This window comes from Dehalobacter sp. (assembly GCF_030063005.1).
GTDB classification, from domain to species: Bacteria; Bacillota; Desulfitobacteriia; order Desulfitobacteriales; family Syntrophobotulaceae; genus Dehalobacter; species Dehalobacter restrictus.
Genome location: NZ_JAPDHR010000062.1, coordinates 66,944 through 86,882, shown reverse-complemented (window position 1 = coordinate 86,882; position 19,939 = coordinate 66,944). Strand labels below are relative to the sequence as shown.

Below are 19,939 nucleotides of genomic sequence, written 5' to 3'. Positions count from 1 at the left end.
CTTCTTTCAATAATCGAAGGGGCCGTTGCAGAACGAATGAAAGTAAATTCGTCTGTAACAGCCCCATATAATTCTATAGCCGAATAATTGTAGATTAGGATTGGGAGGTTGCCATCTTCCTGTAGCTCTCATAACGTTCAGCAGCATGTTGTTCCGCCAAGCTAAACATGTCTTCGGCAATCTCAGGGAAAACGTTTTTCAAAGAAGCATAACGGATCTCGCTTTCCAGGAATTCTTTAAAGTTTCCTTTGGGTTCTTTGGAATCTAGGATAAACGGATTTTTACCCTGCTGCTTAAGATCCGGATTGTACCTGTAAAGATGCCAGTATCCTGCCTCTACTGCTTTTTTTTGCTGGGCCAGGCTCATCCCCATCCCGTTCTTAAGACCATGATTGAAGCAGGTGGAATAGGCAATGATCAGGGACGGTCCGTGATATCTTTCAGCCTCTGTAATCGCTTTGATCGTCTGCATCATATTCGCTCCCATTGCAATCTGGGCGACGTAAACATAGCCATAGGATATCGCCATCATGCCAAGGTCCTTTTTCCGGATCTTTTTGCCTGCGGCGGCAAACTTGGCAATCGCGGCTGTCGGGGTCGCTTTGGAGGACTGCCCGCCTGTATTGGAATAGACCTCCGTATCCATTACAAACAGGTTGACATCGTCCCCGCTGGCCAGGACATGATCGACACCATTATAGCCGATATCATACGCCCAGCCGTCCCCGCCGATTGCCCAAACTGAGCGTTTGACGAGATAGTCCTTTCTCTTCAGTATTTCACGGATGACAGGAAGACCCAAGGCAGCGTTGCCGTTCAATACCTGAAGCACTTTGGCGGAAGCGGTCAGCGACCTTTCCCCGTCCTGGTACGCATCGAGCCATTCTCTGAAAGCTGTCTTGATTTCTTCGGACAGCTCCATCGCCAGGGCTTCCTGCATCAGGGCAGAAATTCTTTCTCTGATCTGCAAAGCGCCGAGGTACATGCCGTATCCGTACTCCGCGTTATTTTCAAAAAGTGAGTTGGCCCAGGCCGGTCCTCTGCCCTCGGCATTGGTCGTATACGGGATGGAAGGGTAACTTCCTCCCCAAATTGAGGAACAGCCTGTCGCATTCGCGATCATCATACGTTCCCCGAAGAGCTGCGTCAGCAGTTTGACATACGGCGTTTCCCCGCAGCCCGGGCAGGCACCGTTAAACTCCAGCAGCGGACGGATAAACTGGCTTCCTTTTAAGGTATTGCGGTCCATACGGTCTTCCTTGGGCCGGATGGATAACGCATATTCCCAGTTTTCCGCTTCCATTTCGATTTCGTGTTCGGCTGGTTTCATGATTAATGCTTTTCCCGGAGCAGGACAAATGTCGGCACAGTTCATACAGCCTGTACAGTCCAGAGGGGCAATCTGTATACGGTAATGCAGGCCCTCCAGTCCTTTTCCGGCAGCTTCCTTCGTTATAAATGTCTCCGGTGCCTGGGCTTTTTCCTGATCATCCAATAAAAAGGGTCTGACCGTCGCATGCGGACAAATATAGGCGCACTGATTACACTGAATACATTTGTCTATCTGCCATTCTGGAATCTGGACTGCAATACCGCGTTTTTCATAGGCTGTTGTCCCGAGAGGCGTACTCCCGTCCTCCATCCCCAAAAAGGTACTGACAGGAAGCTCATCTCCCTCAGAGCGCGCAATCGGCCGCTGAATTTTCTTGATAAATTCGGGTTCTTCTTTGAGCTCCGTTTTTTGATCCTGGGCACTCTCCCAGGAAGCAGGCGCCTCAATACGGATAAGCCGGCTGATGCCTTGATCTACGGCGGCTTTGTTCATTTCAACGATCTTCTGCCCTTTCCGGCCGTAGGTTTTTTCAATCGAATTTTTCAGATACCGGACGGCATCTTCAATCGGTATGACATTCGCCAGCTTAAAGAATGCGGCCTGCATCACCATATTGATCCGTCCGCCCAGGCCAATCTGCGAAGCAATATCAATTGCGTCTATGACATAGAAATGGATGTTGTTTTGAAAGATCGTTTTCTTCAGGTATGCCGGAAGATGCTCTTCAAGTTCATCAAGGCTCTTCCACGGGCAATTCAAAACAAAAGTGCCATTTTTTTTGATTCCTTTCAGGAGATCATAATGGTAAATGAACGATTGATTATGGCAGGCAATGTAATCCGCGCTGAAGACCAAATAGCGGGACTTAATCGGACTTCTGCCGAATCTGAGGTGGGAAACCGTTGTCCCTCCTGATTTTTTGCTGTCATAGGAAAAATAGGCCTGGGCGTTAAGGTCGGTATTGTCCCCTATAATCTTTACCGCCGATTTGTTTGCCCCGACAGTCCCATCGGAACCAAGCCCCCAGAACTTGCAATTGATGGTCCCTTCCGGGGTTGTATCCAGCCATTCGCCCTCCGGTAAAGAAGTACCGGAGACATCATCCACAATCCCGATGGTAAAATGATTTTTTGGTTTGTCCTGTTTCAGATTCTGGTATATCGCCAGGATCTGAGAAGGCGTTGTGTCTTTGGATCCTAGCCCATACCTCCCCCCCACGATAACCGGCTGATAGGCTATTTGTTCCGGAGTCCCATCCGAGGTGTGCCTGAATAATTCTAGAATATCGAGGTAGAGCGGTTCGCCTAATGCTCCCGGCTCCTTGGTACGGTCCAAAACCGCAATTTTTTTGACGGAAGCGGGTAATACATTAAAGAAATATTTTGCCGAGAATGGCCGGTAAAGATGAACGATCACCATCCCGACCTTTTCCCCTCTCTTCTGCAGAACGTCAATCGTCTCTTCAACCGTGTCACAGACTGACCCCATTGCCACAATGACATTTTCAGCATCCGGTACTCCGTAATAATTAAAAGGGTGATAGACCCGTCCTGAAATTCTTTCTATTTCCCGCAGATAGCCTTCTACAATATCCGGGACCTTCTCATAAAACGGATTGGAAACCTCCCTGAACTGAAAGTAGACATCCGGATTCTGCGTTGATCCTTTTACAACGGGGTGTTCAGGACATAAGGAATGATCCCTGAAATCCTGAAGCGCCTGATGGTCTACAATTTCTCGGATCTCTTCCTGTTCAATTAAGCTGATTTTTTGATACTCATGCGATGTACGAAATCCGTCAAAGAAATGAAGAAACGGAATTCTGGATTGGATTGCACTTAGATGAGCGACATATCCCAAATCATGTGCTTCCTGGACGTTAGTTGATGCCAACAGCGCAAAACCTGTCTGCCTGCAGGCCATGACATCCTGATGGTCGCCGAAGATGGACAGCGCATGGGTTGCCAGTGCTCTGGCACTTACATGAAACACGGCCGGCAGCAGTTCCCCGGCAAGCTTGTACATATTCGGAATCATCAGAAGCAGCCCCTGAGAAGCGGTGTAAGTAGTGGTCAGCGCTCCTGAAGCGAGTGATCCGTGAACGGCTCCCGCAGCACCAGCTTCAGATTCCATTTCCACCACTTTTACAGGCTGACCGAAAATATTCTTTTTGCCGTGCGCCGACCATTCATCAATACCTTCGGCCATTGGAGATGACGGAGTGATCGGAAAGATGGCGGCAACTTCAGTCAGGGCGTAGGACGCCAGCGCTGCAGCTTCATTGCCATCCATCGTGGCCGTTTTCATTGGCATCAAAAGACCTCCTTTTTAGCTTAAGCTTGATCCATATTTGTGATCCATTATTAAATTGATGACCCAGTGCCTCGTTAACTCAGTACTAAGCTTTATGATCTATATTATTGATACTTTCCAGCGAAAAATGCACAGAAATGCAAACCAATCAATTTTGCAAGAATTACAAAAAAATACTGCCAATAGTGCGTTACTATTAGCAGTATCTCAGAGGCTTATGGTTAATCTCATTTTTGATCTTTCATCAGACAATTACTGGAGAATGTCTAATCCAGAAAATCCTCTAAATCTTCAATCGTCGCTTTCAGCGTCGTAATTCTTTGTTCTTGTGCCATAATAATATTATGCAGCGTTATTTTGGCCTGAGCAATATCCAGTTCTTTTTTTGTCTTTCTGAGATCAACGACTTGCTGCTGAACGTCGCCCAGCTGGCCTCCTATCTCAGCTTTATCTTCCTTGAGCGTCTGCAAAAAGTCCTTCAGCGGAGCAAGCAGGGCATCCATCTGTTCATCGGTCAAATTCTCATTCTGTTGTCTAAGATCATCAATCTTGGCAACTGCATTATCGCGAAGCTGAGTTAATTGATTGCGCAAATGGATCGTCTCTGTTTTATTGGCACGGATTTCATCAAATAAAGGCTTGAGTTCCTTCTGCCATTGCTGGACAGTAACACCCTTAGCTTCAGTATTCGCCTGCTTGTTGCTTTGGGAACTCTGTTTACTTGATGTGCCATCCGTTGTTTTGTCTGTCTTGGCCAAAACCAATGCACTGTTAAGGATTAAGCAAACACTCATAACAGCCAGTACCAAGACTTTTATTCTTTTCATATTGCTTCCTCCCCACAATGCTATTTCAGGTCATTTTCCTCAATATCATCCATCGCATTCACAGTGTTGATGATTTCATCAAGCTCTCTGGAAATCTCGTCCAATACAGCTTCTTTTTCTTCATCTGCCGACCGTGTGCCTGATTTTGCAACCACCGAAATTTCTTGATTATCGGATTCCTTGTTTTCTTTCTTGTCTGTTTCCGTTCCGTCTGTCCCCGCTCCATCGATTCCTGCTCCGCCGGTTTCTGCTCCATCGATTTCTACTCCATCACTTTGCACCTGATCGCCTTTGTTCGCGGATTGCTGGTCTTCAGTCTGAACACCGTTTCGCGGCACTTCGGAATTCTTCGATTGATCCGTTTGGCCCGAGCAGCCGCTCAGCGTGACAAAAAAGGAAAGAATTAGGAATGCCGTTAAGAACACTCTACCTTTCATCACTACCCTCCTGATACTTCAGGCAGGCAGACCATCGGTCTACAGCCTTACTATAAAGAAAAAATATCAAAGCAAAACAGATGAGTTGTAAATAATACGTAAAATTATGACCGTACTTTTTAAAATTCTAGGTATTATCCAGGGAAAAAAATCACAATCTCCGTTCCCTGCCCATAGGTGCTGGAAGCGCTAATTCTGCCGCCGTGCTGCTCAACCAGCATCTTGGTGATGTTAAGACCAAGACCGGTTCCGCCTTCCACCTCCTGCCGGGATTTATCTGCCCGGTAGAATCTCTCAAAAATAAATGGCAGATCCTGTGGTGCGATTCCCTTCCCGTTGTCCTGAACGCTCAATTTGATCCCGCCGTCTTCCGGCGTTACAGTCAGTTTGATTTTTCCGTTCTTTCCGGTATATTTCAACGCATTATCCAGGATATTGATCAGGATCTGTTTAAAACGATGCTGATCTGCATAGATTTCCAGTCCGTCCGGACAATCCATCATCAGCTCTATGTTTTTAGGATTTTCCCTCATCCCTGTGCTTTCCAGAATCTCCTCCAGGGTATTCCCGACCAGGAAATACTTCCTGGTGAGTGTAATCTCCCCCGACTGAATTTTCGCTGATTCCAGGATTTCACCTGTCAGCCCCATTAAACGGTTTGTTTCCGTTTTAATAATATTCAAATACTTTGGATAGTCCTGAGGTTTTACCAATCCATCCAGCATTCCCTGGACAAAACCGTTGATCGATGTCAGCGGAGTTCTCAGATCATGAGACACACTTGCCATAAAATCCCGCCGCATATTTTCGGCCGTACTGATTTGGTTTTTCATATTATTGAAGGCTTTTGCCATCTTTTCCAGCTCATCACCTGAATGAACTGCCAAATCATTGATCTGCTCTCCGGCGGCCAGCTGTATCGCTCCCTCTTCCATGATTTTCAACGGCCTGGTAATTTTAAGGGCTGCCAGATAAATCATGATACCGCTTAAGATAACTGCCGCCAGCGCAGAACACCATATGATCATATTGATCTTTTGAATATAAGCGTAGATTTCGTCAAGCGGAGCAAAAAACAAAATAGCTCCTTCAATCATATTGCCCTGGCCGTAGGGGACCCCTAAAAAGGCTACATCTGCGGCAAACCTGTCCGAGTATTGCTTTTTCCGGGAAACTTCCTTGCCCTGCAGGATGCTTTTTAAATCTTCAAACAGGTACGCATCCAGCAGTTTCTTATCCAGTACCAGATTCTTATTCGCAAGAACCTCCGGATTCAGCCGGATTGCATAAATCCGTGAACCCGTCATCGAACCCAGGATATCCAGCGAATCATTTAGTTCCGAATAGGTTATTTCGGCCTGTTCATACTTCCCAAGCAGCAGAACCGTTTCGGCTGCCGCAGCACGCATTTCTTGCTGCTTTTCCCCGAATACATAGTTGTTAAACGCATAGGAGAGAAGAACGGCAATGACAGCCATCACCGCAATGATCAAGATCAGATAGGTAAAAAACAGTTTTGAGAAAATTGTTTTCTTAACCATCAATCTCCAGCTTGTATCCTACTCCCCAGACGGTACTGATCCGGCAGTTAGAATAAACACCCTCCAGTTTTTCTCTCAGTTTGTTGATATGAACATCAACAGTCCGGGTATCTCCTTCATATGAGTATCCCCATACTTTTTCCAGCAGCTGATCTCTGGTAAAAACCATATTTCTGTTCTTGAGAAGGAAATACAGCAGCTGGATCTCTTTCGGCTTCAGTTCTATTTTTTCGCCTTCCAGTCTGGCCTCATAACGGTTCATATCCACCTGGATATTTCCGATATTCAGAACATTGGTTTCAGCTTGTTGATCTGCTCTATCCTTCGTTTCATATCCTTGAACGTTTTTTAGTCTGGCTTTGACCCTGGCCACTAGTTCCCTCGGTTCAAAAGGCTTCACAATATAATCATCGACACCAAGTTCAAACCCCTGAATCTTATCTTCCATCAAATCACAGGCAGTCAGCATAATGATCGGAACAGAGCTGATCTGCCTGATCATTTTACAGACTTCCCACCCGTTAATGACCGGCAGCATGATATCGAGAATCACTAAATCTGTTTTTTCTGTTCGCAGGACATCGAGCGCACTGCTTCCATCATGAACCATATAAAGCTGGTATCCCTCATTCAAAAGATAAAGTTCCAACAGCTGGCAGATATTGTGATCATCATCAACGACAAGTATGCTTGTCATCCATCGTTCACCCCCACACTTCCGGAAAGGAAAAATAAGTTGCCAATAGACCAGACAACTATACCTGATGCTATTATATCAGTTTTTTTCCAATTCTGTCATGGTTTTTCAAATGAAAAGAGGATGCCGAATAACATCCTCTCTGGTCAATCTTTATTTAAAATCAAAGTGAAAAAATAATCGCAATTCTTCTATTCAACAGCAACTTCGAATTCGTCTTTCCCGGCCCCACACAAAGGACAAACCCAACTATCGGGCAGATCTTCAAAAGCTGTACCGGGAGCAATCCCACCATCCGGATCTCCTTCAGCCGGATCATAAACATAACCACATACTGTACATTCGTACTTTTGCATTCAAAGCGCCTCCTTTGTCAATTTTTTTCATTATAACCGCAGGTTTTCTTGAAAACAAGAGGCTTTCAGCTAAAATATTCACTGAATTTTCGCGGTTATTCCTGCACTCTCTTAGCTGCGCGGCGGTCCATAAATCCTGAACGATTTACGGATACTCTTTATCCAGCTTGTAAAACAGCAGCACTACAATCAGGAAATAGATGTATACCAGGCATACTAATACTCCAGGATATCCCTAATTCTTTCAAATCTTTTCAGTTCCTGTTGGGCTTTGGAAAGATGGGCATTCATCAGCCGGTTAGCTGATTCGTTATCCTTATTCTCCACAGCCTGAAAGATCTCCAGATGTTCCTGATAAAGCATCTGTCTGTTTTCAAAATAATAGGTCCGCACCCACTGCTGATACGTCGATCGTAAAACCTGACCGGATATATCCAGAGCGGTATTGATCATTCGTTCCAGAAGCGGGTTTTTGCACATCCCGGCTAAAGCGAGATGAAAAGAGACATCATCCTTCTGGACATTTTTGCCTTCCGGCAGATCCTGTTTCATCTTTTCAAACAATATGTGCATGGCGGCAATATCGCTGTTATCCCTGTTTCGGGCAACAAGATCAACGGCTTGGGTCTCCAGAGCAATACAGATATCAATAATTTTTTCGAAATCATTTTCCAGCAAAAAAATAAAACTTAGAGGTTCAATCACTGCATTGGATGGAGAACGTTTGACAAAAATTCCTTCTCCCTGCCGGATATCGAGAATCCCTGTCAGGCTCAGCGCTGATAATGCCTCCCTGACCGAAGTTCTGCTTACTTCAAACTTTTCGGCAAGAATACTTTCTGTCGGTAGCTTATCACCCGGATTCAGCTGACCCTGAATCATAAAGTTTTTGATCTGCTCAAGAATAATCTCTGTAGTTCTCCTGCTCTTGATCGGCTTGATATCCATGCCCATACTCCCTCACAGGTATCCGACAAAATATAGTTATACGATTGTATTATAACATATGACTTCAAAATATGGGAAAGCGGATAATATTCGGTATCTTAAGCCAGACTATGGAAAAAAAGAATCATGAGGTGGTTGTATGTCATTATCTCCCCATCCAACGTATAAAAGAATTCTTGTTGTAGTGATGACCCTCATGCTGTGTGCATCCTCCTTGAGCAATGCTGCCTTGGGAGACCGCAATCTTTCACGCGGATCCCGCGGGCCGGAGGTAGCGGAACTCCAAAAAAGGCTGTCTATGCTGGGATATGTGATCGGTTCAATTGACGGAATCTATGGACGTCAAACCGAGGCCAGGGTCCGTTTGTTTCAAAAAGAACACGGACTAGGCGCAGATGGTATAGCCGGAACCAGAACCATACGTGAGCTCAAACGCTTGACAGGGGAAAGTGTGACAGTCGGCGGCACAGCGATTGGATATAAGAATTCGGATATTAATCTTTTAGCCCGTCTGGTCAGTGCCGAAGCTAAAGGAGAGCCCTATCGCGGACAAATTGCCGTTGCCTCTGTTGTGTTAAACCGTATCCAAAGTTCCTCATTTCCAAATACGATTCCAGATGTTATTTACCAACCCGGTGCTTTTTCTCCAGTAGCAGATGGGTCCATTTGGAATGAGCCTGTTCCTTCGGCCTATAACGCAGTATATGAAGCGTTACACGGAACAGACCCTGCCTACGGAGCATTATTCTTTTTTAACCCTGCCAAGACAAGCAACAATTATATCTGGTCACGACCTCAAATTATTCAAATTGGCAAACACATCTTTTGTCGTTAGGAGGAAAAACTATGAAGAAAAGATTTTGGCCGTGGGCTTTAGCTGCGGGGCTCGCGCTCTCTCTGATCTGGGGGGTGAATCAATTCCAAAGAGCTGAAAGTTTGGACCTCGCTGCCGAAAACCAATATCAAAGATCTTTTGCCGACCTGGTGACTCACCTTGACGGTTTGGAAACCACTCTGGCCAAAAGCAGGGCTGCAGGGACCCCGACCCAGCAGGTATTGTATTTAAGCCAATCCTGGCAGCAGAGTGGAACGGCCGTGAAGGATCTCTCTCTGCTGCCGTCAGATGAATACGGGTTAAATTATGTCGATCAGTTTCTGAATCAAATCGGCGAATATGCCCATCTGATGACGCAGCAGATTGCCAAAGGTGAGCAGATGAATGCTTCTCAGGAAAAAACGCTGACCAATATGCAGGAAAGGCTTATTTCTGTTAACCGGACCGTTCAAGAACTCAACGTCAGTCTTAGTACAGAAAATATTTCCTGGCTCAGTAAAAATAAGCGGAGTGCTTCAACTAATTTTTCCAATGCTGCTCCTGCCTCAGCCATTGGAGAAGAAGGTGCTGCTACAGTCCCTGACTCAGTCAGCTCTGGTCTTGAGCAGCTTGATTCCAGCCTGCAGAAATACCCCCCATATTCTTATGAGGGTCAGGCGGATACGCATTTTGTGTCGGAACCGCTTGGTCTGCCTGAAAAGACCGTAACAGAGACGGAAGCAAAAGCTGCAGCCACTGATTTTTTGCAGACCCTTGGCTATACGAACGTTGATCCGCAGTCTTCCGGCATCTCCAACGGTACTTTCAGCGTTTATGTTTTCAAATTTAGCAGCACTACGGTCGACGTGGCTAAAAAAGGCGGTGTGATCACGTACTTCCGGGATGAAAGAGCGCTTGGTCTGCAGCGATTTGATGCAGACAATACAGCATCTCGGGCCTTGAAAACTTTACAAAATCTTGGATGGAAGAATCTTGTTCAGACTTCAGTCAATGATTTTGGCGGAACGATACAGCTGGACGCAGTCGTTGAAGAACAAGGCATTCGAATCTATCCTGATAAAATCCGGCTGATTGTTGCCAAAGACAACGGCAGAATAATAGGTTATGATGCAACATCGTACTGGCTGTTTCACCATAAACGCACGCTTCTGCCTGAAATCACGATGGATCAGGCCAAATCTCGTCTTCGTTCTGACGTCTCCATCCAGGAGTACAGGCTGGTCGTCATATCCCTTCCCGGCTGGCCCGAAGCTTTCTGTTATGAATTCCGAGTAAAAAAAGGCGGGGAGGAATTCATGATCTATATCAATGCGGTCAGTGGGTACGAGGAAAAAATCCAGCGGGTTATCCAAACTCCACGGGGAGAATATCTGGAGTAAGGTAAATCACTGGAAATACACCGCCAAAAAGGTTATAATTCTTGTATAAAAAAATGCGCAAACCGGCAGCCCAAAGCAAAGAATCCGCCGGTATGGTCACAGAAATCCTGACAAAAATGAAAGATGCGCTACAGGATATCGATTCAGAGGTGTGTGGGACATGTATGAAAAATGGCTAAAGCCGTTGAGCAGCTGTGCGCTGTTTGACAAGATTGAACCCAGCGAAATTCTTGGTATTCTTCATTGTATGAATATAAAAATTCATGATTATAAAAAGAATGAATGCCTGACCTTAGCTGGGGAAACGCTCTCCAAAATTGGTGTAGTTTTGAGCGGGAATGTTTCCTCCACCAAAGAAACGGTTTCCGGGAACAGGGTTTTAATCAGTATTCTTGGCCCCGGAGAAATGTTCGGAGAAATGGCCGCCTATTCCGGTACAAAGTCCTGGCCGGTCACAGTCATCGCCCAATCAAGCTGTACGGTGATGTTTTTTCCACAGGACAAAATTGTCGGCTGCTGTGAGAAAGTATGCATCAGCCATAAGAAATTGATCATGAATATGCTGAAGGTCTTATCGAACAGGGCATTAATGCTCAATAAAAAGGTAGAGTACCTTTCAATCAAGAGTCTCCGGGGCAAGGTCAGCACCTATTTACTCGATGAGTACAAGAAGACCGGCAATCATACCTTTCAATTAAACCTCAACCGGAATGATTTGGCCGATTTCATTAACGTCTCCCGCCCTTCCCTTTCCCGTGAACTCTGCAAAATGAGAGACGAAGGAATGATCGATTTCCACAGTACAGCGATTAAAATAAAAGATTATGAGGTTTTAAAAAAATTTAGCGAATGAAGTTGTTGATTTAAACGATACCTGAAGGAGTGTTGTGATGACGAAGGACACCTTTGCAAGAACATTTGGCTTCGAGGATTATGGCCATATGCTTGCAAGTACAACAACTGTCTTTAAGGACAACGATGCTGATACTTGCTGGAATATCACCAAACTCTCGCAGGATAGATTTCTTACCTGGGATGATGCTGAAATCGGGGACGACCGGGTTGAAGTATTCTTGACAGAAAATGAAGCCCAGGCTTATCTGAAACAGCTAAGAGACAATCAAAATATACTCAAGACCGTCATTACGGACAGATGATGTCCCGGTCCAGAGGCAACTTAGTTGTTAGCGAGACTTTAACTTTGGTTAAAGTCTCTTTTTAGATTGCTTTGATTACTGCCGGAGTTTTGCTGGTTGGACAATGGAAAAAACAAAAAACCTGCTCGACAAAGTAATAGCTTAAATTTTGCTTGTGCGCTGAGGAACATCGTAAAAAGCAACTTCATTGTTAAACTGATTCTCTTATTGACACTTTCCTCAATAAACTATACGATTAAAATGGTTGGAAACGTAGGAGGATCAGAAGATATGAAATTTAAACAAATCTGTTCTGCCACCTTGATTACAGGACTATGTCTGATGCTTGTATCCGGCTGCAATGCTCCAAAAACAGCAAAAATAAAAATCGGCGGCAATTTTGAATTAACCGGAGAAATTGCCGAGTTTGGAATCATGGGTGAAAACGGGGCGAAGCTGGCAATCAAAGAAGCGAATGAAAATGGAGGCGTACTTAAACGTCAAATTGAATACATCAGTGCCGACAATCAGTCCAATGCTGCCGAATCAACCGCAGCGACCACCAAACTGGTTACACAGGATAAAGTCATCGCGATCATCGGTTCGATGACGAATGCGAATACGCTTGCAGCAATCCCTGTTGCGTCCGCCAACAATGTACTGCTGATTACGCCGACCAGCACAGACGAAAGCATTACCGTCGGCGATGAAGGGCTGAACAAATGGGTGTTCCGGAGCTGCTTTATCAACACTTTCCAAGGGGAAATCGCTGCATCCTATGTGCTGAACACACTGAATGTGTCCAAAGCCGCGCTGATTATTGATCAGAACGGCACCTATGCCAAGAGTCTGGCAGTAGGTTTTCAGGATACTTTTGAAAAAGCAGGCAAACAAATTGTCGCTTCCGAAGAATACACTTTCGGCCAGGATACAGATTTCCGGGTCATGCTTGCAGAAATTAAAGCTCAAGACCCTGATGTGATCTTTGTCCCCGGATGGGCCAATCAAGCCGGGGCCATCATAAAGCAGGCCCGTGAAATGGGACTTGACACGGTCTTCCTCGGCGGTGATGGCTGGGGAACAGGGCCGATTAGCGATATTGCCGGCAAAACCGCGCTGAACAACGCTTATTATGTAGATCAGGTCGCTTTGGATGATCCAGTCCTGGCAGACTTTGCAGCTGCTTACAAAAAGGAATACGGTCAGGATGCTGATATGTTTGCCGCACTTGGTTACGACGCTGCGAACATGATCATCACAGCCATTGAGCAGGCGAACAGCATGGATACGGAAAAGATCAGGGAAGCCCTCGAGAACCTGACAGATTTTCAAGGAATCACCGGTACAATCACCGTGAATCCTGCAACCCATAATCCTGAGAAAAGTGCTGCCATCTTGAAGTTTGTGGGAGGCCAAAAAGTATTTGCTGCTCGCGTGGATCTTCAATAAAGGAAATTTGTGAACGTAATTATAGATAGAGTAATGAAAGAAGGCAGTTCTCTATTCTTTTATACTTCTATTTTTCTGTAATTCTGTTTCCTATTTCTTTCAACAGTTGTATTTAACTTCCCTGTTTTTCAGTTATGTGTTAAAATGTTTAGATAGATTTGATTAGATATTATAACGATTGCTTTTTCATTTATTATTTATAAAAATGAATAAATGATATGAAGCAGTTTTTGTCATAATAAAATAGTAAACACGATAAAAAAGGAGAACCATTTACATGTCAAATTTCTTTGAAATAGGCCTTAGTAGTGTACTGACCAAAGCTATTTCTGAAATGGGCTTTGAAGAGACCACACCGATTCAGGAGAGAACGATTCCGCTTGTGCTGGAAGGCAAGGATATTATCGGGCAGGCTCAGACCGGAACTGGCAAGACAGCCGCTTTCGGAATTCCGATGATTGAGCGTATGAATCCTGACAGAGAAAGTATCAAAGCCCTTGTGGTCACACCAACCCGGGAACTAGCTATCCAGGTAGCTGAAGAACTGAACCGTATTGGTCAGTTTAAAGATGTCCGGTCCCTGCCAATTTACGGCGGACAGGATATTGACCGGCAGATCCGGTCTCTGCGGAACCGGCCGCAGATTATTGTGGGGACTCCCGGACGGCTGATGGACCATATGAGAAGAAGAACCATCCGTCTTCAACAGGTTGAAACGGTCGTGCTTGATGAAGCAGACGAAATGCTCAGTATGGGTTTCGTGGAAGATATTGAAAACATTCTGAAGGAAGTTCCCGAACAAAGGCAGACGCTGCTTTTCTCTGCAACGATGCCAAAATCGATTCTGGATCTGGCCCAGCGCTTTATGCAGAATCCGGAATATATCAGCATGAAAACCAAAGAGATCATAGTTCCTCAAATCGAACAGTGTTACGTGGAAGTCCAGGAAAAACAAAAGTTTGATGTACTCTGCCGCCTGTTGGATATTCAGTCTCCCGATCTGGCCATTGTCTTTGGACGGACAAAGCGGCGGGTCGATGAGCTGTTTGAGGCTTTAAGCAAAAGAGGTTATTCCGCGGAGGGAATCCACGGCGACCTGACCCAGGCCAGGCGCGATATGGTAATGCGTCATTTTAAAGAAGGTTTAACGGAGATTCTGGTTGCTACGGACGTTGCGGCCAGAGGTCTCGATATTAGCGGCGTGACGCACGTCTACAATTTTGACGTTCCCCAGGATCCAGAAAGTTATGTCCACAGAATCGGACGTACTGGCAGGGCCGGCAAAGGCGGACAGGCGATTACATTTGTTACTCCAAGAGAGATCGGCCATTTAAGACTGATTGAGCAGGTCGCCAAAAGAAGAATTACGCGCAAGCCTCTGCCGACCTTTAACGACGTACTTGTCGGTCAGCAGCGCCTGACCATGGATAAAATTCTTAAAGCGGCCGAGGACGAAGATATTTTACGCTACAAGGAAATGGCGGAGGAACTGTTGGAGGACAACGATTCCATCACTTTGTTATCCGCTGCACTGAAGCTGCTGACAAAGGAGCCAAGTACTGCTCCGATCGTGCTGACCGAGGAAGCGCCTTTGCGCAGTAGGCAGCCCCGCAGGTTTGACCAGCAGCAAGGATTCCACCGAAACCGCGATAACAGCAAATATCCTTCAAGGTTTCCGAAACGGAAATTCTAAACGAATAACCCATAAGATGGTTTACAATTCATAAACATTTTGGCAACATATAAAAAATCCTTTCCGTTTTTAGCGGGAAGGATTTTGCGATTTATTCAAGAACAGGTGACAGGGTTTAGCCTTTAATGTCTCCAAAGCTTTGTCTTCTATTGGAAATGCTTTGGCCCCTGTCTATGCGGATGATCTGATCCCCCAGCAGTTCTGCTTCAGCAAGATCATGGGTAACCAAAACAAAAGGAATTTTCCACTGGCTTTGGATTTTCTTTAGCTCCTGCTGCAGCCCGCTTCTCGTTTCCTGGTCAAGAGCTGACAAAGGCTCATCAAGCAGCATGATCTCAGGTTCGGTCATTAATGCCCTGGCCAAAGCGACCCGTTGCTTTTCTCCTCCCGAAATATGCTGAGGATAACGGTTCTGGAGGTGAAGAATACCAAGCATCTCCATCATCTCCTCAGCAGCCCGCGGTTTGGCATGACGCTTTTCCTTGCTTACTCCGTACAAGATATTTCTTCTGACCGACATATGAGGAAACAAGGCATACTCCTGGAATACGTATCCCACCCTTCTCTCTTTTGAAGGACAATTAATTTTATTCTCCGAGAAGTAGACGATACGATCGTTGATTTGAATGATCCCCTGGGAAGGAGCTTTCAGTCCGGCCAGGCATTTTAAGATCGTCGTTTTTCCCGAGCCTGAGGGTCCAACAAGGACCAGAATTTCATTTTCAGCTTCTAATTCGGCCTCAAGCTCAAAATGACGAAGCGTTAAATTAAATTTAGCCTTTAGCATCTTACTTACTCACTCCCCTCTTCCTGAATAAATCCTTTTTGCTGCCTTTTTGACCAACGGTTCAGCCAAAAGATCACTAAGAAGCTGAATACCGTCATGATCACAACCAGAATCATCGCCGTTGCAGTATCCCCGCCTTCATTGGCCATATAAATCGCAATCGGCATGGTTTGTGTTTTTCCGGGAATATTGCCTGCGATCATTAGTGTGGCTCCGAATTCTCCAAGAGAACGCGCAAAGGATAGGATGAACCCCGAGACAATACCCGGCCAGGAAAGCGGGATCGTGATGGTAAGAAAAACGCGCAGCTCACCTGCACCCAAGGTACGGGCAGCATTCTCCAGCGTTTTGTCGACTCCCTCCATTGCAGCTTTCGTCGATTGATACATCATAGGGAATGATACTACAGCCGCAGCAATGACTGCTCCAGCCAGATTGAACACGACGCTGACATGAAAAACACCGGTCAAAAATTGACCTAAAGGCCCATTCTTACCGAACAGCCAAAGCAGGATAAAGCCAACGACCGAAGGAGGAAGAACCAGCGGCAAAGTGACAAAAGCCTCTACCAGATCCTTCCCCGGAAAATTTCGTCTGGCCATATGACCGGCTAAAGGGATCCCCAACAAGACAACAATGATAACTGCTGCCGTTGCAACTTTTAGGGATAAGATAATTGGTGTGTAGTCAAAGCTCATTAGCGTCTCTCCTGATCCGTGCAGAACAAATATCCTATTTACTGTACTCTATCAAGCCAAAATATGAAATACATGACAGCAGATTTTAAGCAATACTGCGTTAACATACCGCTCCTTTACTACTAAAAATCTGCTCGCCATAATTTGATAATTTAATATATTTATTTCGGGCATGTATTATCATACCTATTATTTAGATATAAAACAACTAAATATCAACAACTAAATATTTATCATGCTGTCAAATTCCACTGAATGTTGATGATTCTTCTTATTTGTTTATTTGAAACCGTATTTTCCAAAAATTTGTTGAGCATCTCCACTGCTTAAGTAACTTAAGAAATCCTTCACTTCAGTCAGATTCTTGGTACCGGCAATTACAGCCGCAGGATAAACAATGGTGCTATGGCTGTCAGCCGGTGCAACTGCAACGACTTTTACTTTATCGGATCCCTGAGCATCAGATTGATAGACAATACCAGCATCAACGTTCCCGCTTTCTACGTATGTCAGTACTTGTATGACATCTTTGGCCAGAACCAATTTGGCTTGCAGCGTGTCCCATAATTTCATACTGGTTAAAGCTTCCTGAGCATATTTCCCTGCCGGTACACTGTCCGGAGTACCAATACTGATTTTGTTTGCCTTGGCAAGGTCCTGAAAACTGGTAATATCTTCATTATTTTTCCCTGCAATCAGCACAAGATCGTTCCCAAGCAGGTCAATCCGGGTCTCTTCCGCTAAAAGATTCCCTTTTTCCAATGCATCCATTTGTTTTTTTCCTGCTGAAATAAATAAATCAGTCGGCGCACCTTGCTCAATCTGCTGCTGCAAAGAACCAGATGAACCATAGTTAATCGTCAGATTAATCCCTGCGTTTTTTCCTTCGTACTGTGTTTCTATTTCCGTCATGGCATCTTTTAAACTGGCTGCTGCTGATACAAGAATCTCCACCGGAACCGTTTCTTTTTGTTCAGTACGATTTGCTGAACTACCCGAACTGCTGCAGCCAACAAGTACCAAACATGAAACCAAAACCGCAATCAGAATTCCACCCATTTTTTTCATTAAATTTTCCTCCTAAAAATAAATGATATGTTTGCTTTCCTATCTCCATCCAAGATAAACAAACATAAGCCAATTAAACTAATATAAATGATTATACAATATATAACTCGGCCCTTCAATATTAATTGAAAACCAATATAGACCAATATAATTGTTTTGTTCTTTCATTTTGAGTACTGTTTTGTCCTGTGATATAATAAAATGATATTATTTTAAAATTGAGGTGACTGGCATTGCTTGAAAGCACTTCCTATACCCCTGAAGAAGTAGCCCAGAAACTTAAAATATCCAAGTATACCGTCTATGAATTGATCAAACGCGGGGATCTTGCTGCATACCGGGTTGGACGTAAGGTAAGAGTAGAGGACAAGGATATCGAAGCCTATATTCAGAAAAGCAAAGGTGCCTCAATGACGACCGACGTCTTTACTTATCCAGTCTTAGAGCACTCTTCAGAATCCGTCCGTTCTCCTGATGTCTCTATATCGGATACGGTCGTTATTTGCGGCCAAGATATCATACTGGATATTCTAACCCGTCACCTTTTGAAACAATACCCGAATATCAAATTCTTAAGAAGCTATATCGGCAGCATTGATGGTCTGCTGGCACTCTACAGGGGTGAAGCCAACATTGCTACTGTCCATCTCTGGGACAGTGATGCCGATGATTATAATCTTCCTTATATCCGAAGACTTATGCCCGGACACCAAACAATCGTGATTAATCTGGTCTATCGCCAGGAAGGCTTTTATATTTCCCGTGGCAATCCTAAAGATATTACATCCTGGAAAGACCTGATCAGACCGGACGTCCGGTTTATTAACCGCGAACGCGGGTCGGGAGCCCGAGTCTTGCTTGATGAAAAATTGCGTATTGAGAGTATCCCACATCACTTGATCAATGGCTACTACGATGAAGAAATGAGCCATATGGCCGTGGCCAGCAAAGTTGCGCGGGGAGAAGCCGATGTAGGGCTTGGCATTGAAAAAGCAGCTATGCAGGTGTCAGGTCTTGACTTTATTCCACTAAAAACGGAAAGATATGACCTCGTGATGCGCCAGGAAGACCTGAATAAACCACATTTCCAGGCCCTGCTGGCTATTATCCGTTCTGAAGCCTACCGCAAGGAAATCAAGGGATTAGGCGGCTATGATGTCTCGCGGATGGGCGAAATGATGGGGTAGTCAAAACATATAAAAAAAGAGAAAAGACTTCCTGCTGCCTTTCGAAAAGGCAGCAGGAAGTCTTTTCTCTTGAAAATTTACTAAACAGATATCGTATTGTCACCTGGTTACTCCAGCTGGATAGCTGCTCCAACTGTTCCCGGTCCTGTATGGGCACCTATTACGGCTCCAACCTGCGCAAACATCTCAGCCGGTTTTTGAAAAGCATTCTCCAGTTCTTCTTTCAAATATAGTCCTGCCTGGGGAGCCGCTCCATGCGCAACGGCAAATTTAATATTTGTCCTTTTCCCAGCGAAGTCCTGAAATGCCTTGACAATGCTTTTTAAAGCTTTCTCCTGACTCCGGACTTTGCCAAAATTCTGGTAAACTCCGTCATCACCTACCCGGATTACCGGTTTGATATTCAGCAGTGTCCCCATAAACCCTGATACCCTGCCGATTCTTCCGCCTTTTTGGAGGTATTCCAGCGTATTTAAGGTAAAAAGCGTTTCAATGCTATTTCTGGCCTGTTGAAGCTTATCCAAAACTTGAACTGATTCCAAACCCTCTTTGATAGCTTTGGATGCCTCCATTACCATCAAGCCCAGACCGAGGCTTATGGTCTTAGAATCCACTAGATGAATGGCACCTTTTATTTTCTCTTTGGCCAGATGGGCCGCGTTCAACGTACCGCTTAAGCCGGAAGAAATATGAATGGAAATAACCTCCTGATATTCTTCAAGAAGCATCGAGTATAACGAAACAAACTGTTCCGGGGAAGGCTGAGAGGTTTTCGGAAGCTCTTCTTCCTGTTCTAGACATCGATAAAATTCTTTGGGGCTAATTTCTCCATCCACAAAACTTTTTTCCCCAAATAGAATTTTAAGAGGAATAACATGGGCCAGACATTTTTTCGATAGTTCGTCCGGCAAATCCGCAGTGCTGTCAGTGACCAAAGCAATTTTTTTCATACTTCATCCTACTCTCTCTTGAAATATAATCTGTTCCATCTCTTTATATGTCTCTTCTTATATCTCTCCATATCATCCCAATATATCAATCACGGAAGATTCACTGGCGCAACATCGGATTCCCCGACCCGGGCACCTCTGACAATGATAAACTTAAGCTCATACGTTTGTCCGTTTGTATTATTCTCTATATTCCGCCATTATCCCTTTAAAAGCAAGCAATCCGTTTTGGGATAAATCGGTGTTAAAAGGGATGCATCCTTCTGATTGGATACATCCCTCAGTTTTTTGATTCAAACAAACCA

The 19,939-nt window shown here is 44.9% G+C and carries 19 protein-coding genes; 8 read left to right on the top strand and 11 right to left on the bottom strand.

All coding sequences use genetic code 11. The annotated features are described in order from the left end of the window. Nucleotides 1–94: 94 nt before the first annotated feature. The 7 genes from nifJ to OKX56_RS14490 all read right to left on the bottom strand — a co-directional run bounded on the left by nifJ (nt 95) and on the right by OKX56_RS14490 (nt 8,452). Nucleotides 95–3,646, bottom strand: a complete 3,552-nt coding sequence (gene nifJ / locus OKX56_RS14520; protein ID WP_019224660.1) for a pyruvate:ferredoxin (flavodoxin) oxidoreductase — start codon at nt 3,644–3,646, stop codon at nt 95–97. Between the two features lie 266 nt (nt 3,647–3,912). Further along, entirely contained in the window at nt 3,913–4,473 is a 561-nt protein-coding gene (locus tag OKX56_RS14515) for a hypothetical protein (RefSeq protein ID WP_019224659.1), read from the bottom strand. A gap of 20 nt (nt 4,474–4,493) precedes the next feature. Further along, nucleotides 4,494–4,910, bottom strand: coding sequence for a hypothetical protein (locus tag OKX56_RS14510; RefSeq protein ID WP_019224658.1), 417 nt, complete (start codon nt 4,908–4,910; stop codon nt 4,494–4,496). A gap of 134 nt (nt 4,911–5,044) precedes the next feature. Next, nucleotides 5,045–6,451: a sensor histidine kinase gene (locus tag OKX56_RS14505; RefSeq protein WP_019224657.1), complete on the bottom strand. Its 1,407-nt coding sequence runs from the start codon at nt 6,449–6,451 to the stop codon at nt 5,045–5,047. Further along, nucleotides 6,444–7,148: a response regulator gene (locus OKX56_RS14500; RefSeq protein ID WP_019224656.1), complete on the bottom strand. Its 705-nt coding sequence runs from the start codon at nt 7,146–7,148 to the stop codon at nt 6,444–6,446. The genes OKX56_RS14505 and OKX56_RS14500 overlap by 8 nt, the downstream gene beginning before the upstream one ends. A gap of 191 nt (nt 7,149–7,339) precedes the next feature. Further along, nucleotides 7,340–7,504: a rubredoxin gene (gene rd, locus OKX56_RS14495; protein ID WP_019224655.1), complete on the bottom strand. Its 165-nt coding sequence runs from the start codon at nt 7,502–7,504 to the stop codon at nt 7,340–7,342. A gap of 216 nt (nt 7,505–7,720) precedes the next feature. After that, nucleotides 7,721–8,452 (bottom strand): FadR/GntR family transcriptional regulator, encoded by a 732-nt coding sequence (locus OKX56_RS14490; RefSeq protein WP_019224654.1) that lies wholly within the window; start codon nt 8,450–8,452, stop codon nt 7,721–7,723. A 139-nt stretch (nt 8,453–8,591) separates the two neighbouring features. Here OKX56_RS14490 and sleB point away from each other — a divergent pair, with 139 nt between their 5' ends. The 7 genes from sleB to cshA all read left to right on the top strand — a co-directional run bounded on the left by sleB (nt 8,592) and on the right by cshA (nt 14,944). Then, a complete protein-coding gene (sleB, locus tag OKX56_RS14485) occupies nt 8,592–9,287 on the top strand; it encodes a spore cortex-lytic enzyme (RefSeq protein ID WP_019224653.1) in 696 nt (231 codons plus the stop codon). Between the two features lie 11 nt (nt 9,288–9,298). Then, nucleotides 9,299–10,666 (top strand): PepSY1/2 domain-containing protein, encoded by a 1,368-nt coding sequence (locus OKX56_RS14480; protein WP_019224652.1) that lies wholly within the window; start codon nt 9,299–9,301, stop codon nt 10,664–10,666. A 41-nt stretch (nt 10,667–10,707) separates the two neighbouring features. Continuing rightward, entirely contained in the window at nt 10,708–10,845 is a 138-nt protein-coding gene (locus OKX56_RS14475) for a hypothetical protein (RefSeq protein WP_015044780.1), read from the top strand. Then, on the top strand, nt 10,827–11,519 hold the full coding sequence (locus OKX56_RS14470) for a Crp/Fnr family transcriptional regulator (protein ID WP_019224651.1): 693 nt from the start codon (nt 10,827–10,829) through the stop codon (nt 11,517–11,519). The genes OKX56_RS14475 and OKX56_RS14470 overlap by 19 nt, the downstream gene beginning before the upstream one ends. Nucleotides 11,520–11,556: 37 nt before the next feature. Further along, on the top strand, nt 11,557–11,823 hold the full coding sequence (locus OKX56_RS14465; RefSeq protein WP_019224650.1) for a hypothetical protein: 267 nt from the start codon (nt 11,557–11,559) through the stop codon (nt 11,821–11,823). A 270-nt stretch (nt 11,824–12,093) separates the two neighbouring features. Further along, nucleotides 12,094–13,251, top strand: coding sequence for an ABC transporter substrate-binding protein (locus tag OKX56_RS14460; protein ID WP_025206193.1), 1,158 nt, complete (start codon nt 12,094–12,096; stop codon nt 13,249–13,251). 277 nt (nt 13,252–13,528) lie between these two features. After that, nucleotides 13,529–14,944 (top strand): degradosome RNA helicase CshA, encoded by a 1,416-nt coding sequence (cshA, locus tag OKX56_RS14455; RefSeq protein WP_019224648.1) that lies wholly within the window; start codon nt 13,529–13,531, stop codon nt 14,942–14,944. Between the two features lie 115 nt (nt 14,945–15,059). Here the strand turns inward: cshA and OKX56_RS14450 are convergent, their stop codons facing one another. The 3 genes from OKX56_RS14450 to modA all read right to left on the bottom strand — a co-directional run bounded on the left by OKX56_RS14450 (nt 15,060) and on the right by modA (nt 17,497). Beyond that, a complete protein-coding gene (locus OKX56_RS14450; protein ID WP_026071816.1) occupies nt 15,060–15,731 on the bottom strand; it encodes an ABC transporter ATP-binding protein in 672 nt (223 codons plus the stop codon). A gap of 5 nt (nt 15,732–15,736) precedes the next feature. Further along, on the bottom strand, nt 15,737–16,429 hold the full coding sequence (modB, locus tag OKX56_RS14445) for a molybdate ABC transporter permease subunit (protein WP_019224647.1): 693 nt from the start codon (nt 16,427–16,429) through the stop codon (nt 15,737–15,739). Nucleotides 16,430–16,708: 279 nt separating this feature from the next. Further along, nucleotides 16,709–17,497 (bottom strand): molybdate ABC transporter substrate-binding protein, encoded by a 789-nt coding sequence (gene modA / locus OKX56_RS14440; RefSeq protein WP_019224646.1) that lies wholly within the window; start codon nt 17,495–17,497, stop codon nt 16,709–16,711. 233 nt (nt 17,498–17,730) lie between these two features. Here modA and OKX56_RS14435 point away from each other — a divergent pair, with 233 nt between their 5' ends. Continuing rightward, nucleotides 17,731–18,684, top strand: a complete 954-nt coding sequence (locus tag OKX56_RS14435; protein ID WP_019224645.1) for a substrate-binding domain-containing protein — start codon at nt 17,731–17,733, stop codon at nt 18,682–18,684. 107 nt (nt 18,685–18,791) lie between these two features. Here OKX56_RS14435 and OKX56_RS14430 read toward each other — a convergent pair whose 3' ends face one another. Beyond that, nucleotides 18,792–19,634: a DegV family protein gene (locus tag OKX56_RS14430; protein ID WP_015044790.1), complete on the bottom strand. Its 843-nt coding sequence runs from the start codon at nt 19,632–19,634 to the stop codon at nt 18,792–18,794. Between the last annotated feature and the right edge of the window lie 305 nt (nt 19,635–19,939).